The sequence below is a fragment of the Paenibacillus pasadenensis DSM 19293 genome (genome assembly GCF_000422485.1).
Classification (GTDB): domain Bacteria; phylum Bacillota; class Bacilli; order Paenibacillales; family Paenibacillaceae; genus Paenibacillus_O; species Paenibacillus_O pasadenensis.
This window is the reverse complement of sequence record NZ_AULW01000072.1, coordinates 1-18,228: the sequence shown is the minus strand read 5'-3', so window position 1 is coordinate 18,228 and position 18,228 is coordinate 1. Positions and strand designations below refer to the sequence as shown.

The following is an 18,228-nucleotide window of genomic DNA, read 5'->3' as shown; positions in this document are numbered from 1 at the left end:
CGGTCATGGCGGAATTGGCAGACGCGCTAGATTCAGGTTCTAGTGTCAGCAATGACGTGGAGGTTCAAGTCCTCTTGACCGCACCATCTGCGGAAGTGGCTCAGCGGTAGAGCATCGCCTTGCCAAGGCGAGGGTCGCGGGTTCGATTCCCGTCTTCCGCTCCATACGTGCCCGTAGCTCAGCTGGATAGAGCATTTGACTACGAATCAAAAGGTCGGGAGTTCGAATCTCTCCGGGCACGCCATTTATACAACGGGATGTAGCTCAGCTTGGTAGAGCACCTGGTTTGGGACCAGGGGGTCGCATGTTCAAATCGTGTCATCCCGACCATTTTTTGCGGGTGTAGTTCAATGGTAGAACTTCAGCCTTCCAAGCTGATAGCGTGGGTTCGATTCCCATCACCCGCTCCATCTGTGAATACGAACGGTCTTGCCCAGCGGCAAGGCCTTTTTTATTTTTAGGCTAAATACCGCAAAGAAACAGGGCTGCCCCGCAAAGTCGACGTGACGACTTCGCAGGACAGCCCTTAGTTTTTAAGGCTTTCTACGGGATGGTCCAAAGGTCCTTATAGAGACTTCAAGAATTCTACGACCGTGAGCAGGCCTTTGTCGAAGTTCTCCAGGTTGAAGTGCTCGTTCGGGGCATGAAGGTTCTCGTCGTCGAGACCGAAGCCCATGAGCACGACCGGAGCGGCGAGCACGCGGGAGAAAGCGGCCATGATCGGAATCGAGCCGCCGTCCTTGGTGAACAAGGCGCGGGTGCCGTAGACGCGGCCGTAAGCGTCGGCAGCCTTCTGCAGGATCGGATGGGACGGATCGATATTGAACGCGAAGGCTCGTTCGATCTGCTTGACGGTCAATCGGGCGCCGGATGGAACGCGGTCGTTCAGATGCTTCTCGATGCGGTCGAGCGTTTTTTGCGGATCCTGGTCCCCGACGAGGCGGCAGGTGATTTTCGCATGCGCTTCTTTCGGGATGACCGTCTTGGTGCCTTCCCCTTGGAAGCCGCCATAGACGCCGTTCAGCTCCAGCGTCGGACGGGCTCCGACGCGCTCGACGAACGTATAGCCCTTTTCTCCGTACAGGGCATCCAGGCCAAGGCCGGCGCGGATCTTGTCCTCATCGACCCCCTGCTTGGCGAATTCCTCGCGCATGAGAGGAGACAGCTCCGGCACGCCCTCATAGAAGCCGTCGACCGTGACGCGTCCGTCCGCATCATGGAGGGAAGCGAGCAGCTCGACAAGCGCATGCAAGGCATTGGGAACGGCGCCGCCGTATGTGCCGGAGTGAAGATCGGTATTGGCGGTCCGGACAGCGACCTCCATCGAGCAGAGGCCGCGCAGGCCGGTGCAGATCGCGGGACGTCCGCGCTCGAGCAGCGACGTGTCGGAGACGAGCACCGCATCGCAGTCGAGCTTGTCCTTATGCGTCTCGAGGAAAGCAGGCAGATGCGGGCTGCCGATTTCCTCCTCGCCTTCGAGACAAAGCTTGAGGTTGACCGGAAGGGTGCCTTCCTCGCGAAGAATGGCCTCGATCGCTTTGATGTGGAGGAAGACTTGGCCTTTGTCGTCTGTCGCGCCGCGAGCATACAGCTTGCCTTCGCGGATCTCCGGCTCGAACGGAGGCGATTGCCATAGGTTCAGCGGATCGACGGGCTGCACGTCATAATGGCCGTAGACGAGCACGGTCGGCTTGCCGGGAGCATGGATATAATCGGCGTAGACGACGGGATGGCCGGCTGTCGGCATGATCTCGACGTTTTCGAGGCCAGCGCGGCGAAGCGTATCGGCGAGCCAGGATGCCGCGGATTGGATATCTCCCGCGTGGGCCGAGATGGCGGAGATGCTCGGTATGCGCAGCCATTGCATCAGCTCCTCGAGCTGCTCCTCCCGACGGGTGCTGAAATAAGTCTCATAGGACATCGGTATGTACCTCCTTGATTAAGACGGTTTGCCGCAGGCAAATCGGATAGGTTTATTATACCCCTGGGGCAAGGCGATAAGAAGCGGTCGAGACAACGCGGCAGAGCGCGGAAGCTCGAGGGGGAAAAGAGCCTAATCCATTTTCTACCGCCTCCGCTCATTGACGGGGACAAGGTCCGCGTCCTAGAATACAGGTAACGACAAACAGGAGGAGGCGTTCGGAGATGATGAAGATGGCGAAGAGAGCTGCAGCGGCAGCAATGGCAAAGGACCGGAGCATGATTTACCGGAGGTCTCCACGGACGGGAACGCGGCGAGGGCTGTAACGGCATGAGGATGCAGGAAGGACAGACGCGTCCTTTGCTGCCATGCGGAGCCTGAGGCGATTTCAAGTCACGGACGGAGTCCGTGGCTTTTTTTGTACGCTTCGACTTGAAATATCCCCCTAGATCAGGAAAGAAAAGGTGAATGAAACGTGATCAATGACTGGAATCTTCACGGCGGGAATGGAGGGGAGAACCTCGCCCGCATCCCGGCGGCTGCCGCCGGATCGGCGGTGCCGGTCCCGAGGGCTGCTGCCGGATCGCCGCCGCGCTCGCTTGTTGCCGGCGACCATGGATCCGCCGGACCTTCCGCATCGGCGGCATCGGCCCAGGAGCTCAGGCAGCTGCTGCGCATGATCCGCGATCTGCTGCAAGCTCGATGCGGATCGGAATTCGCGGTGTACAAGGACGAGGATCAGCTGGAGCTTTATTGGAGCCTGCTGGAGCAGGATCTCGCCGAAGAAAACGCCGAGCTGCAAGTGCTGGCGCGAGTCTTCGAAACGATGGAAAGCCGAAGCGTCAAGCGGGACTCGGCTGAGATCCGGATCTATCCGTCACTCGACAACCATCTGTTTTATTACCCGGAATGGAAGGTGGCGCTCGTCCGGCTCCCGATGCCGCGCGTGATCGGCCGGTCGCTCGAGCCTTACCTGTTCGCCGAGAGCGACGAGTCGCTGCGGCGGTTCCTTGTTCATGCCCGCGAACGGCTTCGGAGCCGGATGACCGGCAAGCTGCTGCTCTGCTGCGATGGCGAGGAAGGCACGGTGTCGGAGCTGGCGCCGCATCGGATCGAGCGCTGGGAGCCGGTGCAGGACTCGCTGCGGCTGGAGCTGGAACGGTCGGTATCGTCTTTCTTTCAATCGGGGGGAGCGTTCTACGAGCAGTTCGGGTTGGCCTACCGGCGGGGGATGCTGCTCTACGGCAAGCCGGGCAACGGAAAGACCAGCCTCGTCCGGGCGCTCGCCTCGAAGGCGGGCGTGCCGGCGATGAGCTGGCAGCTTTCGGAGCATACGAGCACGGAGAGCATTCGGGAGATGCTGAAGCGGGCGGCGGAGATGGCGCCGATGCTGCTCATCATCGAGGACCTGGAGGGGCTGCGGCCGGAGCTGCGCTCCGTCTTTCTGGGCGAGCTGGACGGGTTGCGGACGCACGAAGGAATCTATCTGATCGCGACGACGAATTACCCCGAACTGGTGGATCCGGCGCTGATCGGAAGACCGGGGCGCATTGACCGCGCGTACGAGGTCGCCGAGCCGACCCGCGCATGCCGCGCGGAGTTCCTCCAGCGGCAGAGCCGCGGCCTGCTGTTCGGCGACGGGCAGCTGGAGGAGCTGGCCGACCGGACGAAAGGCTTTTCCTATGCGCAGCTGGAGGAGCTGGTCGCGGCAGCCGCGTTCTGCTGGCAGGAACAAGGGCGAGTCGAGACGGAGCCCCTGCTCCGCGCGATTCGGCAGGAAATCGAGCATGCCAAAAACGGAAGCTGGATGTCCGCTTCCGGTTCGGGCAAAGTCGGATTTTTCGCATGAGCTCGGCTGTCTACTGCGCAGGACCGATCGGGTAGCGGGACCGCATCGTCGCGGCGAGCTCCCGGATCTCCTCTGGCCGGGGTAGCCGGCTCTCGGGCAATCGGGCCTGCTGCTCCGTCCGCGGGCCGAGCGCGACGCTGGCGGCTCCTTCGGCAAACAGGCGCGGCGCATCCGGCCATAGCTCGGCCAGCTCTTCGAGGCTCGCCATGACCGACGCTTCGACGAGCGGATAGCTCGCGGCGCCGGGGCCGGCGGCGGCATCGTAAAATTGGCGGACGAGACGGCCTCGCTCCTCGCCGGAGCCGCCGGCATTGACGAACGCCTGGACGATATAGGCTTTGGACAGCCGGCGCTGGGCGATGCCGCAAAACTTGCGTCCGCCGACGCTGAGATCGTAATCGCCCGGACAATAGGCTCCGACGATCTCGCCCTTGTCCACCTGGACGCCGGTGTCGGCGAGGGCGGCGGCGATCAGCTCGTACATGAGCTGGAAGTCGTCCTCGAAGCGGGCGGATGCCTTTCCCTGCAGCGGCAGGATGAGCGAGACGTTGACGACGCCGGGATCGAGCGGCACGGCGGCGCCGCCGGAGTTGCGGACGGCGACCGAGAGGCCGAGCCGCTCCAGCTCGCGGGAAGCGCGCGCGGCTTCCGGCAGACGGCTGTCGCGCGGTCCCATGACGAAGCCGGCGGGATGCCGCCACAGATGGAGGACGGGCACGCCGTCCGCTCCGACGCGCCGGCAGAGCAGCTCGTCCAGCGCGAACGAGTAGAGGACGTCCGGCTCGGACCAGTCGTCCATGCGGTCGAGCAGGAGCAGGCCGGGGAAGCGGTTATGGATCATGAGCGGAAACGTTCCTTCCTATGCCAAGCGTAAAATGAAGATGATTCTTAAACTGTATCATACCGCGGGATGGAGTTCACGCGAACCGCGGCAATGGTAAGGGCATCAGCCAATGGAGGAATGGACATGGAACGACTCATTCAAGCCGACGAAGTGAAGCTGCAGACGGAATCATTCGGCAAGCCTGGAGATCCGGCGCTGTTGCTGATCATGGGCTCGCAGGCCTCGATGGTATGGTGGGAAAAGGAATTCTGCGAGCTTCTGGCGGCAGGAGGACGGTTCGTCATCCGGTACGACAACCGGGATACGGGAAGGTCGTCGAGCTGGCCGCTAGGAACGATGGGCTACACTATGGCGGATATGGCAGATGATGCGATGCGGGTCCTTGATGCATACGGCATTCAGAAAGCTCATCTGGCGGGGATGTCGCTGGGCGGCTATCTGAGCCAATTGGCGGCTGTCCGGCATCCGGAGAGGGTGCTGACGGTGACGCTGATCGCGAGCTCGAATTACACGGAAGGCCTTCCTGCGATGGAAGACAAGGTGATCGAGTTCTTCACCCGGTCCGCTTCCCTGGATCTGTCGGACGCTCATGCGGCGGAACAGTTCGGCGTTGAAAAATGGAGACTGATCGTCGGAAGCCAGCGGAAACTCGACGAGTCCAGAATTCGCGGGCTCGTCCGTCAGGAAATCAGCCTTGCCGAATCTCTGCCGAGCATGGGCAACCATATGCTCCTGGGCGGGGGAGAAGAGGATGTGGCGCGCACCGAAGACATCCGGCAGCCCGCCTTGATCGTCCACGGAACGGAGGATCCGGTCCTTCCTTACGCACATGGGCTCGCGCTAGAGCACGCTCTTTCCAATGCCAGGCTGCTGCCGCTCGAAGGAGCGGGTCATGAGATCCATCCGGATGATTGGCCGGCGATCATCGAGGCGATGCTGGAGCTGACAGGCCCGCGCTGAGCCGCAAGCGAGGAGGCGGGAGGGCATCGAGTGCCCTTTGACGCGGAATGGAGCGGACGCCGCCGCCGCATCGACCAAAAAAGCTTCTCCAGAGAGGAATCCTCTCCGGAGAAGCTTTTTTCAGCAGGAGCAATTGAGAACGGGCTTGCGCGCGGCCAGCGTCTCGTCGAGCCGCCGCAGGACGGTCGTATAAGGAGCGTTGATGACGAGCTCCGGCGTCTCCCGCGCCTCGCGGGCGATGCGCAGCATGGCGTCGATGAAGCCGTCGAGCGTCTCCTTGCTCTCCGTCTCGGTCGGCTCGATCATGATGCACTCCTCCACGTTGAGCGGGAAGTAGATCGTCGGCGGGTGATAGCCGAAGTCGAGCAGCCGCTTGGCGACATCGAGCGTCCGCACGCCGTACGCCTTGAGCCCTCGTCCCGACAGGACGAACTCATGCTTGCAGACGCCAGGATACGGAATTTCAAATGCCTCGGCAAGGCGTGCCATCATATAATTGGCGTTCAGCACCGCGCATTCGCTCACTCGGCGCAACCCCTCCGGACCGTAGGAGCGGATGTACGTGTAGGCGCGGACGAGGATGCTGAAGTTGCCGTAATACGACTTGACGCGGCCGATCGACTGCGGACGGTCGAAGTCGAAGTAGTAGCTGCCGTCCGTGCGCTTTGCGACGACGGGCTTGGGCAGGAACGGGACGAGATGCGCCTTGACGCCGACCGGACCCGCTCCCGGACCGCCGCCGCCGTGAGGGGTGCTCATCGTCTTGTGCAGGTTGAGATGCACGACGTCGAAGCCCATGTCGCCGGGACGGGCGATGCCCATGATGGCATTGGAGTTGGCGCCGTCATAGTAGAGCAGGCCGCCGGCTTCATGCACGATTTCGGCGATTTCGACGATCTGCTCCTCGAACAGGCCAAGCGTGCTCGGGTTCGTCAGCATGAGCGCGGCCGTATCCGCGCCGACGGCGGCGCGCAGCGCGTCCAGGTCGACGAGGCCGTCGGGGCCCGACTTGACCGTCACCGTCTCCAATCCCGCGGTCGTGGCGCTGGCGGGATTCGTGCCGTGGGAGGAGTCCGGCACGATGACCTTGGAGCGCGCTTCGCCGCGGCTCTCGTGGTAGGCGCGGATCATCATGAGCCCGGTCCACTCTCCGTGCGCGCCGGCGGCGGGCTGCAGCGTCACGAAGTCCATGCCGGTCAGCGCGGCGAGATCGTCCTGCAGCGTATGGAGCAGCTCGAGCGCTCCCTGAATGCTCTCCTCCGGCTGATACGGATGGATGCGGGCGAAGCCGGGCAGCTTGGCCGCGTCCTCGTTGATTTTCGGGTTGTACTTCATCGTGCAGGAGCCGAGCGGGTAAAAGCCGTTGTCCACGCCGAAATTGCGCCGGGAAAGCTCGGTATAGTGGCGGACGACGTCGACCTCGTACACCTCCGGCAGCGAAGCGGAATTACGGCGAAGCCGGCCGTTCGGCAGCAGCTCGGCCAGCTCCTCGTCCTCCGGCACGTCGCATGGCGGCAGCGAGAACGCCTCGCGTCCTGCGCGGCTCATCTCGAAGATGAGCGCCTTTTCGGGCTTCACGTCGACGGAGCCGGCGAGCCGCAGCTCGGCCAGACGCTCTGGGGTCGGATTCGGTTGGCTCATGTCAGCGCCTCCTTTCGGGTCAGCCGGTCGAGCGCGGCGGCGAAGGCTTCGATCTCCTCGCGCGTCCGCTTCTCGGTGACGGCGACGAGCATATGCCCCGCGAGCTCGGGATACGACCGGCCCAGGTCGTAGCCGCCGAGGAAGCCTTCTTCCAGCAGCGCGAGCTCGAGCTGGCGCAGGTCGGTTCCTTCGGGAAGCTTTACGACGAATTCGTTGAAGAAAGGCGTATCGGCGAAGGAAAGGGAGAAACCTTCCAGCCCGCCGAGCGTCCGGGCCGCATGGCGCGCCTTGCGCAGATTCAGCTCCGCCGTCTTGCGGAAGCCCGTCTTGCCCATGACGCTCAGATAGATGCTGGCGCACAGGGCGAGCAGAGCCTGGTTGGAGCAGATGTTGCTCGTCGCTTTCTCGCGGCGGATATGCTGCTCCCGCGCCTGCAGCGTCAGGACGAAGCCGCGCTTGCCGTCCCGATCCACGGTCTGGCCGACGATACGGCCGGGCATCCGGCGCATGAGCGGCTCGGCGACGGCGAAGTAGCCGCAGGTCGGGCCGCCGAGCGAGCTCGGGATGCCGAGCGGCTGCGCGTCGCCGACGACGATGTCCGCGCCGAGCGCGCCCGGCGCTTCCAGCAGGCCGAGCGAGAGCGGATTGGCGCTGACGACGAACAGCGCGCCGGACTCATGGGCGAGCGTGCCGAGCGCGGCGAGATCCTCGACCGTGCCGAGGAAGCTCGGCGACTGCACGAGCACGGCGGCGGTCGATTCGTCGACCGCCGCGGCCAGCGCCTGGGGATCGGTCAGGCCGTCCCGCAGTCCGACCTCGACGACATCGAGCCCGAGCCCGCGTGCCGTCGTGCGCACGATCTCGCGCGCTTCGGGATGCACGGCCCGGGAGACGACGACGCGCTTGCGGCGGGTATGGGCGGAGGCGAGCGCTGCCGCTTCGGCGAGCGCGGTCGCGCCGTCGTACATGCTCGCGTTGGCGACGGCCATGCCGGTCAGCTCGCAGATGTACGACTGGAACTCGAAGATCGCCTGCAGCTCGCCTTGGCTGATCTCCGGCTGGTAAGGCGTGTACGCGGTATAGAATTCGGAGCGCCCGGCCAGATGCGGCAGGACGGCCGGGATATGGTGGTCGTACAGGCCGGCGCCGAGGAAGCTGACGGCCGTGTCGGCGTCGGCATTGCGCCCGGCGAGCTGCTTGAGATGGCGCATCAGCGACCATTCGTCGAGCGCGCCGGACATCGGCAGCGTGCCGGAGTAGCGGATGGAGGCAGGGATGTCGCGGAACAGCTCTTCGACCGAGGAGACGCCGATCGTCTCCAGCATTTCGGCTTGATCCTGCTCGGTCATCGGGATGTAGCGGTGGGGACTGGTCATCGTTGAGGGCTCACTCCTTGTCGGTTCGGGCCGGCGGCGCCGTTCTTCGGTAAAATGGGGCGGGAACGACGGCGGCCTTCAGCCGCTTGCCTCGGATCTCGACCTCGAGCTCGGTGCCGACCGCGGCATATTCGGCCTGGATCAGCGCCAGCCCGAGGCTGCGCTTCAGCGTCGGGGACTGCGTGCCGGAGGTGATCTCTCCGATGCGCGTTTCTCCGCTGTACACGGGATAATGAGAGCGCGGAATGCCGCGCTCCAGCAGCTCGATGCCGACGAGGAGGCGAGGGACGCCGGCGGCTTTTTGCGCCAGCAGCGCGTCGCGGCCGACGAACGGCTCGCCGCCCAGCTTGACGAACAAGCCGAGTCCGGCCTCGAGCGGCGTGATGTCGGCCGACAGCTCCTGGCCGTACAGCGCGAGCTTCGCCTCGAGCCGCAGCGTGTCGCGGGCGCCGAGCCCCGCCGGCTCCAGGCCGAGCGGAGCCCCTGCCGCCAGCAGGCCGCGCCACAGGCGCACGGCATCGCCGGAGGCGGCATACAGCTCGAAGCCGTCCTCGCCGGTGTAGCCGGTGCGCGAGAGCAGCGCCTTGACGCCGCATACGTCGGCTTCCCGCAGGAAGCGGAACGGCTTGAGCTCGGCAAACGGAGCGTCCGTGCAGCGGGCGAGAATCTCGGCGGCCAGCGGTCCTTGGAGAGCGATCAGCGCCGTTTCGTCCGAGCGGTCCTCGATCGTCACGTCGCCGATCAGATGCTCTTGCAGCCAGGCGAGATCCTTTTCGATGTTGGAGGCATTGACGACGAGCAGATACTGGTCTTCGGAGATGCGGTAGACGAGCAGGTCGTCGACGACGCCGCCGTCCGGACGGCAGAGAAGCGTATACTGGGCTTCTCCGTCCTGCAGCCGACGGATGTCGTTGGTCGTGACCGCCTGCAGGAAGTCGGCGGCGAATTGCCCCGTGACGAGGAATTCGCCCATATGCGACACGTCGAACAGGCCGGCCCGCTGGCGGACGGCCTCGTGTTCCCGGATGATGCCGCTGAACTGCACCGGGAGCTCCCAGCCTCCGAAGTCGATGCACCGCGGCTCGCCGGTCTCGGCATAGACGGGGCGGAGCGGAGTCGTGCGCAGGTTGGCCATGCAAGGTTCCTCCTCGCGATTCAGTCGTGTGGCGAAATTGTCGATCCGCAAAAAAAGGACAGGGCGGAAAACGCGGTCAGGCTGTCCGAAGACATGCCTGCCGGCTCGTTTTCCGCTCTGTCCTTTGTACCTGAGAGTTGCCCCGATGCCGATCCTCCGAATCGCTTCGGCCTGCCGGCGGCAGGTTTCCCCTTTGGTGACGACCGCCCGCCGGCATGCTGCCGGACGCGAAAAAGCGCTCGTTCTCTCCAGAGTCGCGTCCTGCAGAGGTCCTTTTGCCTGAGAGATTCCCCTGCGCTACGTCAAGGTTACTCCTTCGGCGCCGCCTTGAACTGCCGGCGATCTCTCCCGCTGCGCTCATCCGCTTATTTACGATCTCTTCCAGTTTGCCGGATCGGACAACCCGGTGTCAATAACCATTCGTTCCGGGAACGGCAAAGATTGACAGGCTTCCCGCCGATCGTTTACGCTTTCCGCATAGACGGCTCTTCGAGGCCGAGGAGAAAGGATGAGCGTCCAGTGAGTGAGATTCGTCAAGGCTTGGGCTACACGGAGGAGCATGAATGGGCATCCGCAGCGGGAGAGAACGCCGTCCGGATCGGCATTACCGACCATGCGCAGCATCAGCTCGGCGATATCGTTTTTGTCGAGCTGCCCCGGCCCGGCGATCGGGTGGAAGCGGGACAGCCGCTCGGCACGATCGAGTCGGTCAAGACGGTATCGGACCTTTATGCGCCGGTGAGCGGCACGGTGGCGAAGGTGAACGACGCGCTCTCCGATTCGCCGGAGCTCGTCAACTCGGAGCCTTATGACGGCGGCTGGATGCTTGAGATCGAGACGGACGGCAGCGCGGCCGAGCTCGTGGCGTCGCTGCTGGACGCCGACGCTTACGCCGGGCGGACCGACTGACCAGGCGCGCGTTCCGGGAGGCAATCGGCTCCCGCGCAAGACCTGGCGAAGCAGGGATGGGGCATGCCCCATCCCTGTTTTTTCATTTCTTTTTTCGGTAAAGAACGACTGTAAACAAAATCATTAATTGCTCTCGCCGGTCCAATATGGGTAAGATGAAAAGGACCTGCCGGCCATAGGCCATGCCGGCCTCGGTCGAACCAGACTAGACAAAGGCTGAAAAAGCCTAGGAGGGGACCACTGTGGAACAAACGCTGTCGGCCGCCGCTTCCCCGCAGGAAGAAGCGCCGCAATTCAAAGTCGTACCGATCATGGCCGCGCTGCTCATCAGCGGCTTCATCGGCATGTTCAGCGAAACTGCGCTGAACATCGCCATTACCGAGCTGATGGCTCTCTTCAACGTGGAGCCGGCTACCATTCAATGGCTGACGACCGGCTTCCTGCTCGTGCTTGCTATTCTCGTTCCGGTCTCGGGACTGCTGCTTCAATGGTTCACGACGCGCCAGCTGTTCATCGCATCGCTGTCGTTCTCCATCGTCGGCACGCTGCTCGCCGCGCTGGCGCCTGGCTTCGAGGTGCTGCTCATCGCCCGTCTCATCCAGGCGGTCGGCACCGGCCTGCTGCTGCCGCTCATGTTCAATACGGTGCTCGTCATCATCCCGCCGCATCGCCGCGGAACGGCGATGGGCATCATGGGCCTCGTCATCATGTTCGCGCCGGCTGTCGGTCCGGCGATCGCCGGCCTGTTCCTGGAGTACTCGTCCTGGCGGACGATCTTCTGGACGGCGCTGCCGCTGCTCGTATTCGCGCTGATCTTCGGCATCGTCTTCATGCGCAACGTGTCCGAGCTGACCCGTCCGCGCATCGACCTGCTGTCCATCGCGCTGTCGAGCATCGGCTTCGGCGGCATCGTCTACGGCTTCAGCAGCGCGGGCGAGGGGGAGCATGGCTGGAGCAGCCCCAAAGTCATCATCGGCATCGCTCTCGGCGCGGTCGGGCTGCTGCTGTTCATCCTCCGCCAGCTGCGCATGAAGCAGCCGATGATGAATCTGCGCGCGTTCCGCTATCCGATGTTCACGATGGGAACGCTGATCATTTTCGTCTCGATGATGATCATCCTCTCGACCGTCATGCTGCTTCCGATTTATCTGCAGACGGGCATGGGGCTGCTGCCGCTTGCGGCCGGCCTGCTGATGCTGCCGGGAGGGCTCGTCAACGGCCTGATGTCGCCGATCATGGGCCGCCTGTTCGACAAGTACGGGCCGCGCTGGCTCGTCATCCCGGGGCTGGTGCTCGTCATCGCCATCCTCTGGCTCATGACCGGCATCGAGCCGACGACGTCCAAGGGCGAGATCATCGTGCTGCATTCGCTGCTGTTCATCGGCATCTCGATGATCATGATGCCGGCCCAGACGAACGGCCTCAACCAGCTGCCGCGCGAGCTTTATCCGGACGGCACGGCGATCATGAACACGCTCCAGCAGGTGGCCGGAGCGATCGGCACCGCGCTGGCGATCAGCGTCCTGAGCGCCGGCCAAAAAGCGTATTATGCCGACAACGGCATCGCGCCGGCGGATTATTTGAGCAAGCTGCCGCAAGCGATGACGCAAGGCGTGCAAGGCGCGTTTCTGATGACGATCGCTTTCGCCGGGCTTGGCCTCCTGCTTTCCTTTTTCATCAAGCGCGTCAAGGTCAGCAGCCCGGAAGGCGGTCCGCAAGGTCCGATGCATTGACGGAGCAATGCCGGCATTCGGCTTGCTCTGCCGCAGATCAGCCCGTATCCTAGAGGATGCGGGCTTTTCCATATTTAGAGACAGGCTGATGCGAGAGCCAGTTGACAGCTGGGTTCGAATCGGTTATTTATTAATTAATAAATAAAAGGAGACGAGGATGACACCAGCAAAAGGGGAAGCGGGAGACCGTCGGCGTCAGATTTTGGATGCAGCGGCAGCATTGTTTGCCGAGCAGGGGTATTACAAGACGACAACGGCGGATGTCGCCCGCGCGGTAGGCGTAACCCAGCCTTATGTGTTCCATTTCTTCAAGTCGAAGGAAGCCTTGTACCTCGCCGTCCTGGAGAGCGCGGCGGAGCGGATCAAGTCGGCGTTCGCCGAGGTGGATGCGCCGGCGGCGGAGCTGGAGGGAGCGATGGGCCAGGCGTTTTACGGCTTGCTCGCCAGCGGCTGCCGCAGCGAGGTGCTGCTCTGCATGACGGCCCATGCGATCTCGGACCCGACGATCCGAAATTTCGTCAGCGAGGAGTTCGCACTCATCCATCGGCGAATCGGGGAGCGCTTCCGCCGGGCAGGCTTGCCGGACCCGGAGTTCAAGGCCATTTCGTTCATCGGCATGGGCCTGGCGATCGCGCTCGCGGAGCTTCTGGCCCTGCAAGAGCAGATGCTGGCCTGCATGGAGTCCTCGTTTGAAGGCTGAGCCGCAGCGATGCGGCTTTTCTTTCGGACATGTATTTATTGATTAATAAATAAAGGAGCGGATTGACATGACGCAGATTTACCCGGGAAGATTCACGGCGGAGATGGAAGGATCGTTTGTCGTTTTCATCATCGGCATGAGGATCAACAAGCTGCTCGCGGTGCATAAATGGCTGCCGGTCGCGAAGGCGATGCCGCCGATGCTGAAGGAGCTGCATCAGCATCCGGAGCTCGGCTTCATCAGCCATGAGCTGCTGCTCGGAGCGCGCGGCGTGACGACAATCCAATACTGGCGGACCTACGAGCAGCTGGAGCGCTATGCGCGCCAAGGACAGCATCTGGAGGCATGGCAGCGGTTCAACCGCGCGGTCGGAAACGACGGGACGGTCGGAGTGTTCCATGAGACTTATTTGATCGAGCCGGGATGCTCGGAAAGCATCTACGTGAACATGCCGCGCACGCTGCTGGCCAAAGCGGGCAGCCATATGCCGGTCGGCAAGGGACGCCATGATTCCCGGGAGCGCCTTAAGGCCGATAAAGGCCTGAACTAGAGAATATTCCCCCTGCCGCAGTCGGATCGCCACCCTTCCGCCCGGCTCCGCTGCCTGAGATAGTAGAAGGGAGCCTGCAAGCAGGCAGGTGTCCTCCGGGTAACAAACGGCTATAGCCAAACTGGCAGCGTTCGGGGCATTGACGGATGCCGCGAGGCGGTGATAAATTGGCAAAGTGGACTCCGGCCGCGAGGCGGCTGGGCTTTGCGAAACCCATTCCGAGGAGGATTACGATGCAAACGACGACCGATCGCCATCAATCGTTTGAATTCGGCTTGAAGCGTAATCCTGCGGCAGAATGAGGATCATTCGATCATCCTCGCGCGCGGTTACGTTCCTGTAACCTTGCGCTTCCATCAGGCTCGGCCGCCTTGCTCCGCATCGTTCGTCCTTTCCCGGACGGACGCGGATCAGCGGCCGCCGGGCTCCAGGCGCATCGCTTACGGGCGATGCGTCTTTTTTTCGGCATGGATGATCCGAACCGACAATCGATGAAACCGGCGGCCCTCTTCCGAGGCGGCCGCCCGAAAGACGAGGTGGGATTTTGTTCAGCGTCATTGGCAAGCTGGGCTGGTTTTTCCGGCTCGAATGGAAACGATACACGATCGCGATTACGCTGCTGGTGCTGGTCGGCATGGTCGAGGTGCTTCCTCCGAAGCTGCTCGGCTACGCGGTCGACGGCATCAGCCAGGGCACGCTGGCGAACGACAGGTTTTTCCTGATCGTCGCTGGTTGGCTCGCCATTACGGTGATCAGCTACTTCGTCACCTACATCTGGATGTCCCGTCTGTTCGGCGGGGCGAACGTGCTGGAGCGGCTGCTGCGCGGCAAGCTGATGGGGCATTTCCTCAAGATGACCCCGACCTTCTACGAGCGCAACCGCACCGGGGACCTGATGGCGCGCTCTACGAACGACCTGTGGGCGGTCTCGGTGACAGCGGGCTTCGGCATCCTGACGCTGATCGACTCGACGGCGTTCATGCTGACGATCCTCTTCATGATGGCGGTGCTCATCAGCTGGAAGCTGACGCTGGCGGCGCTGCTGCCTTTGCCGATCATCGCGATCGTCATGGGCATCTTCGGCAAGCTGATCCACGAGCGGTTCATGAAAGCCCAGGACGCGTTCGGCGAGCTGAACGACGAGGTGCTGGAGTCCGTATCCGGCGTGCGCGTCGTCCGCGCCTACGTGCAGGAGTCGGCGGACCGCGACCGGTTCCACGCCAAGACGAGCGAGGTGCTGTCGCGCAACATCGCGGTCGCCAAGATCGACGCTTTGTTCGAGCCCGTCAACAAGATTCTCGTCGGACTCAGCTACATTATCGGTCTGGTGTACGGCGGCGTGCTCGTGTTCCAAGGCGAGATCACGCTCGGCGATCTGATCTCGTTCAATATTTTCCTCGGCATGCTGATCTGGCCGATGTTCGCCATCGGCGAGCTCATCAACATGCTTCAGCGAGGCAACGCTTCCCTCGACCGGGTCGAGGAGACGCTTGGCGCGCGCGCGGACGTGCAGGACGAAGGCGAACTTTCGGACCTGGAAGCGCCGGGCGCGATCGAGCTGAACAACTACACGTTCCGCTATCCTTCGTCCCCGGAGGATAATCTGAAGGACATCTGCTTCTCGCTGCCCAAGGGAGCGACGCTCGGCGTTGTCGGGCGTACGGGCAGCGGCAAGACGACGCTGCTCAAGCAGCTGATCCGCGAGTACCCGATGGGCAGCGGAGAGCTGACGATCGGCGGCGAGTCGATCGACCGGCTGCCGCTCGACCGCCTGCACGGCTGGTTCGGCTACGTGCCGCAGCAGCCGATCCTGTTCTCCCGCTCGATCCGCGAGAACATCCTGTTCGGCAGCGAGAACGCGACCGACGCCGATCTCGAGCGCGCGCTCGTCCGGGCGTCGTTCGCCAAGGACATCCTGTTCCTTCCGGAAGGGCTCGAGACGCTCGTCGGAGAGAAAGGCGTCGCCCTGTCCGGCGGGCAGAAGCAACGGGTGAGCATCGCACGGGCGCTGATCGCCGATCCGGAGATTCTGCTGCTCGACGACGCGCTGTCGGCGGTCGACGCCAAGACCGAGGCGGAGATCATCGAAGGAATCCGTACGGAGCGCGCGGGCAAGACGACGATCATCACGACGCATCGCCTGTCCGCCGTGCAGCACGCGGAGCTTATTCTCGTCCTCGACGACGGCCGCATCGTGCAGCGCGGCACGCATGACGAGCTGCTGCAGCAGGGCGGCTGGTACCGGGAGCAGTACGACCGGCAGCAGCTGGAGGCCTATGTGGAGTCCTGATCGGCGGAAGGCCGGCCAGGCAAGGAAAGATCATCATTCAGTTCGAAGCAAAGAAGGTGAGCGAGCATGACCGAAACGACGACAGCAGGTCCCGGAACGGGGAAGCGGCTGCTGAGATATGCCTTATTTTATAAAAAGCCCATTTTGATCGCCCTTGTCTTGCTGGCGCTGGCGGTGTGCGCCGAAATGGTCGGCCCGCTGCTGGCGAAGCGGATGATCGACAACAACATCCTCGGCATCGAGCGGACCTGGGTCGAGGTCGAGCCGGGCACGAAAGATTCCGTCGCGTACGACGGAATGTCCTACAAGCGGATCGACCGGCTGGAGCCGGGCGAAGGCGGGGCAGGGCGCCTGTCCATCGTGCAGGAGGGGATGAGCTTCTACGCTTATCCCGACGCCTTGCCGGAGGGCAGCGACGCTGCGGTCGCGGACGGCGTGCTGACCGTCAGGACGGGCGCAGGCTCCATCGAGACGCCGGTCGAAGCGATGAGCCGGGAGCAGGTGTACGCTTTCTACAAACCGGAGATCCGCCCGCTGCTGCAGCTGGCGGCCGCCTACTTCGGCCTTCTCATCATCGCGGCCTTCTTCACCTACGGGCAGAAGCTCATGCTGCAGACGACGGCCAACCGGATCGTGCAGCGCATGCGCGAGGACGTGTTCGCCCATACGCAGCGCTTGCCGGTGAACTATTTCGACAATCTGCCGGCAGGCAAGGTCGTCTCCCGGATCACGAACGATACCGAAGCGGTGCGCGAGCTTTTCGTCGCGGTGTTGGCGAATTTCTTCAGCGGCATCATCTATATGGCGGCGATTCTCGGAGCGCTGTTCGTCCTCAGTCCGACCATGGCGCTGTTCGCCTTGCCGATGATTCCGATCCTGATCCTCTGGATCTATTTCTACCGTCGCGTGGCGGGCCGGTACAACAGCATCATCCGGGCCAAGCTGAGCGACATCAACGCGATGATCAACGAATCGATCCAAGGCATGAGCATCATCCGCGCGTTCCGCCGCCAGCGCAAGACGGCCGAGGAGTTCCAGCAGATGAACGACGAGTTCTTCTCCTATAAGATCAAGCTGCTCAAGGTAGACGCCTGGACGTCGCACAACCTCGTCAACGTCATCCGCAACATCATCTTCCTGATCGCGCTCTGGATGTTCTGGGGAGACGATCTCGGCAAGCTGGTGACTGTCGGCGTCATGTACGCCTTCATCGACTACATGAACCGGATGTTCCAGCCGATCGTCGGCATCGTCAACCAGCTGACGAACCTGGAGACGGCGCGGGTATCCGCAGGACGCGTCTTCGAGCTGCTCGACGAGCCGGGCGTCGACGTCGACGAGGGCAGGATGCCGCGTTACAAGGGGGAGGTGGCGTTCGAGAACGTGACCTTCGCCTACAAGAACGACGACTATGTGCTGAAGAACATCTCGTTCGCCGCCCGTCAGGGAGAGACAGTCGCTCTGGTCGGCCATACCGGCTCGGGCAAGAGCTCCATACTGAACCTGCTCTTCCGCTTCTATGATATCGAGCAGGGACGTATCTCCGTCGACGGGATCGACGTACGGGACATTCCGAAGCAGCAGCTGCGCCAGCATATGGGCATCGTGCTGCAGGATCCGTTCCTGTTCACCGGCACGATCGCCTCCAACGTCAGCCTCGGCAACCCGGCCATTTCCCGCGAAAAGGTCGTACAGGCGCTGAAGGATGTCGGAGCGTACGAGATGTTCCTGCGCTTCCCTCAAGGCATCGACGAGCCGGTCATCGAAAAGGGGAGCACGCTGTCCGCCGGACAGCGGCAGCTCATCTCCTTTGCCCGCGCGCTCGCCTATGATCCGGCGATCCTCATCCTGGACGAGGCGACGGCCAGCATCGACACCGAGACGGAGTCGATCATCCAGCGGGCGCTGGACGTGCTGAGCCAAGGGCGCACGACGTTCGTCATTGCCCATCGACTGTCTACGATCCGCGCGGCGGATCAGATCCTCGTGCTCGACCGCGGCGTCATCGTCGAACGGGGCAATCATGAGCAGCTGATGGATCACGGCGGCAAATACTACGCCATGTACCAGCTCCAGGCCGGCGAGGGTCTGGGCGTCAAGGTTTCCTGATATAGAAAGGCTCCGGCTGGCAGCAGCGGAGCCTTTTTCATTATCTTTTAAGTTTTTTTGCAAAAAGGGTTGCGCAAATGTGAATGGGCATGGTATATTCTAATTCCGGCCGAGAGATACACGGTTGGGACGCGGAAAACGGACAAGCTGTCCGGGCGAGCGTCAAAGCGAATTTGTTCTTTGAAAACTGAACAACGAGTGAAGCAAGTCA

At 62.7% G+C, this 18,228-nt stretch carries 13 protein-coding genes, 4 tRNA genes and 1 riboswitch; of the genes, 12 read left to right on the top strand and 5 right to left on the bottom strand.

The window, feature by feature from the left end:
• Positions 1–89: 89 nt before the first annotated feature.
• The 4 genes from H582_RS0110605 (at position 90) to H582_RS0110590 (ending at position 410) form a co-directional block, all read left to right on the top strand.
• Positions 90–164, top strand: a tRNA-Gly gene (locus H582_RS0110605).
• A 3-nt stretch (positions 165–167) separates the two neighbouring features.
• A tRNA-Arg gene (locus tag H582_RS0110600) sits at positions 168–244 on the top strand.
• 9 nt (positions 245–253) lie between these two features.
• Positions 254–330, top strand: a tRNA-Pro gene (locus H582_RS0110595).
• A gap of 6 nt (positions 331–336) precedes the next feature.
• Positions 337–410, top strand: a tRNA-Gly gene (locus H582_RS0110590).
• A 155-nt stretch (positions 411–565) separates the two neighbouring features.
• Here H582_RS0110590 and H582_RS0110585 read toward each other — a convergent pair.
• Entirely contained in the window at positions 566–1,921 is a 1,356-nt protein-coding gene (locus tag H582_RS0110585; RefSeq protein WP_028598534.1) for a dipeptidase, read from the bottom strand.
• Between the two features lie 475 nt (positions 1,922–2,396).
• Here H582_RS0110585 and H582_RS0110575 point away from each other — a divergent pair, with 475 nt between their 5' ends.
• Positions 2,397–3,770 (top strand): AAA family ATPase, encoded by a 1,374-nt coding sequence (locus tag H582_RS0110575; RefSeq protein WP_028598533.1) that lies wholly within the window; start codon positions 2,397–2,399, stop codon positions 3,768–3,770.
• 10 nt (positions 3,771–3,780) lie between these two features.
• Here H582_RS0110575 and H582_RS0110570 read toward each other — a convergent pair whose 3' ends face one another.
• Complete coding sequence (locus tag H582_RS0110570) at positions 3,781–4,611, bottom strand: lipoate--protein ligase family protein (RefSeq protein WP_028598532.1); 831 nt, start codon at positions 4,609–4,611, stop codon at positions 3,781–3,783.
• Positions 4,612–4,737: 126 nt separating this feature from the next.
• Between H582_RS0110570 and H582_RS0110565 the strand changes: the two genes are divergently transcribed.
• Entirely contained in the window at positions 4,738–5,574 is an 837-nt protein-coding gene (locus H582_RS0110565; RefSeq protein WP_043111192.1) for an alpha/beta fold hydrolase, read from the top strand.
• A gap of 120 nt (positions 5,575–5,694) precedes the next feature.
• Here the strand turns inward: H582_RS0110565 and gcvPB are convergent, their stop codons facing one another.
• From gcvPB to gcvT, 3 genes are read right to left on the bottom strand one after another with little or no spacing between them, the layout of a single operon-like run.
• On the bottom strand, positions 5,695–7,152 hold the full coding sequence (gene gcvPB, locus H582_RS0110560) for an aminomethyl-transferring glycine dehydrogenase subunit GcvPB (protein ID WP_028598530.1): 1,458 nt from the start codon (positions 7,150–7,152) through the stop codon (positions 5,695–5,697).
• Between the two features lie 59 nt (positions 7,153–7,211).
• Positions 7,212–8,591: an aminomethyl-transferring glycine dehydrogenase subunit GcvPA gene (gene gcvPA / locus H582_RS0110555; protein WP_028598529.1), complete on the bottom strand. Its 1,380-nt coding sequence runs from the start codon at positions 8,589–8,591 to the stop codon at positions 7,212–7,214.
• Positions 8,592–8,601: 10 nt separating this feature from the next.
• Positions 8,602–9,726: a glycine cleavage system aminomethyltransferase GcvT gene (gene gcvT, locus H582_RS0110550; RefSeq protein WP_028598528.1), complete on the bottom strand. Its 1,125-nt coding sequence runs from the start codon at positions 9,724–9,726 to the stop codon at positions 8,602–8,604.
• 257 nt (positions 9,727–9,983) lie between these two features.
• A riboswitch (glycine riboswitch) is annotated at positions 9,984–10,087 on the bottom strand.
• Between the two features lie 158 nt (positions 10,088–10,245).
• Here gcvT and gcvH point away from each other — a divergent pair.
• The 6 genes from gcvH to H582_RS0110515 all read left to right on the top strand — a co-directional run bounded on the left by gcvH (position 10,246) and on the right by H582_RS0110515 (position 18,017).
• Positions 10,246–10,635 carry a glycine cleavage system protein GcvH gene (gene gcvH / locus H582_RS0110545; RefSeq protein WP_028598527.1) on the top strand — a complete coding sequence of 130 codons (390 nt, stop codon included), beginning with the start codon at positions 10,246–10,248 and terminating at the stop codon, positions 10,633–10,635.
• Between the two features lie 311 nt (positions 10,636–10,946).
• Entirely contained in the window at positions 10,947–12,368 is a 1,422-nt protein-coding gene (locus H582_RS0110540; protein ID WP_052333136.1) for a DHA2 family efflux MFS transporter permease subunit, read from the top strand.
• 157 nt (positions 12,369–12,525) lie between these two features.
• Positions 12,526–13,068, top strand: a complete 543-nt coding sequence (locus H582_RS0110535; RefSeq protein WP_028598525.1) for a TetR/AcrR family transcriptional regulator — start codon at positions 12,526–12,528, stop codon at positions 13,066–13,068.
• Positions 13,069–13,135: 67 nt separating this feature from the next.
• Positions 13,136–13,618, top strand: coding sequence for a DUF4188 domain-containing protein (locus H582_RS0110530; protein WP_028598524.1), 483 nt, complete (start codon positions 13,136–13,138; stop codon positions 13,616–13,618).
• A 544-nt stretch (positions 13,619–14,162) separates the two neighbouring features.
• On the top strand, positions 14,163–15,908 hold the full coding sequence (locus tag H582_RS0110520; RefSeq protein ID WP_028598523.1) for an ABC transporter ATP-binding protein: 1,746 nt from the start codon (positions 14,163–14,165) through the stop codon (positions 15,906–15,908).
• 66 nt (positions 15,909–15,974) lie between these two features.
• Positions 15,975–18,017, top strand: a complete 2,043-nt coding sequence (locus H582_RS0110515; RefSeq protein WP_028598522.1) for an ABC transporter ATP-binding protein — start codon at positions 15,975–15,977, stop codon at positions 18,015–18,017.
• Positions 18,018–18,228 lie beyond the last annotated feature (211 nt).

Excerpts from the sequence above, each read along its gene's own strand:
- H582_RS0110570 (WP_028598532.1), bottom strand. The coding sequence starts at position 4,611 with ATGATCCATAACCGCTTCCCCGGCCTGCTCCTGCTCGACCGCATGGAC.
- gcvPA (WP_028598529.1), bottom strand. The coding sequence starts at position 8,591 with ATGACCAGTCCCCACCGCTACATCCCGATGACCGAGCAGGATCAAGCC.
- gcvT (WP_028598528.1), bottom strand. The coding sequence starts at position 9,726 with ATGGCCAACCTGCGCACGACTCCGCTCCGCCCCGTCTATGCCGAGACC.
- H582_RS0110540 (WP_052333136.1), top strand. The coding sequence starts at position 10,947 with ATGGCCGCGCTGCTCATCAGCGGCTTCATCGGCATGTTCAGCGAAACT.
- H582_RS0110535 (WP_028598525.1), top strand. The coding sequence starts at position 12,526 with ATGACACCAGCAAAAGGGGAAGCGGGAGACCGTCGGCGTCAGATTTTG.
- H582_RS0110515 (WP_028598522.1), top strand. The coding sequence starts at position 15,975 with ATGACCGAAACGACGACAGCAGGTCCCGGAACGGGGAAGCGGCTGCTG.
- H582_RS0110565 (WP_043111192.1), top strand. The coding sequence starts at position 4,738 with ATGGAACGACTCATTCAAGCCGACGAAGTGAAGCTGCAGACGGAATCA.
- H582_RS0110585 (WP_028598534.1), bottom strand. The coding sequence starts at position 1,921 with ATGTCCTATGAGACTTATTTCAGCACCCGTCGGGAGGAGCAGCTCGAG.
- H582_RS0110530 (WP_028598524.1), top strand. The coding sequence starts at position 13,136 with ATGACGCAGATTTACCCGGGAAGATTCACGGCGGAGATGGAAGGATCG.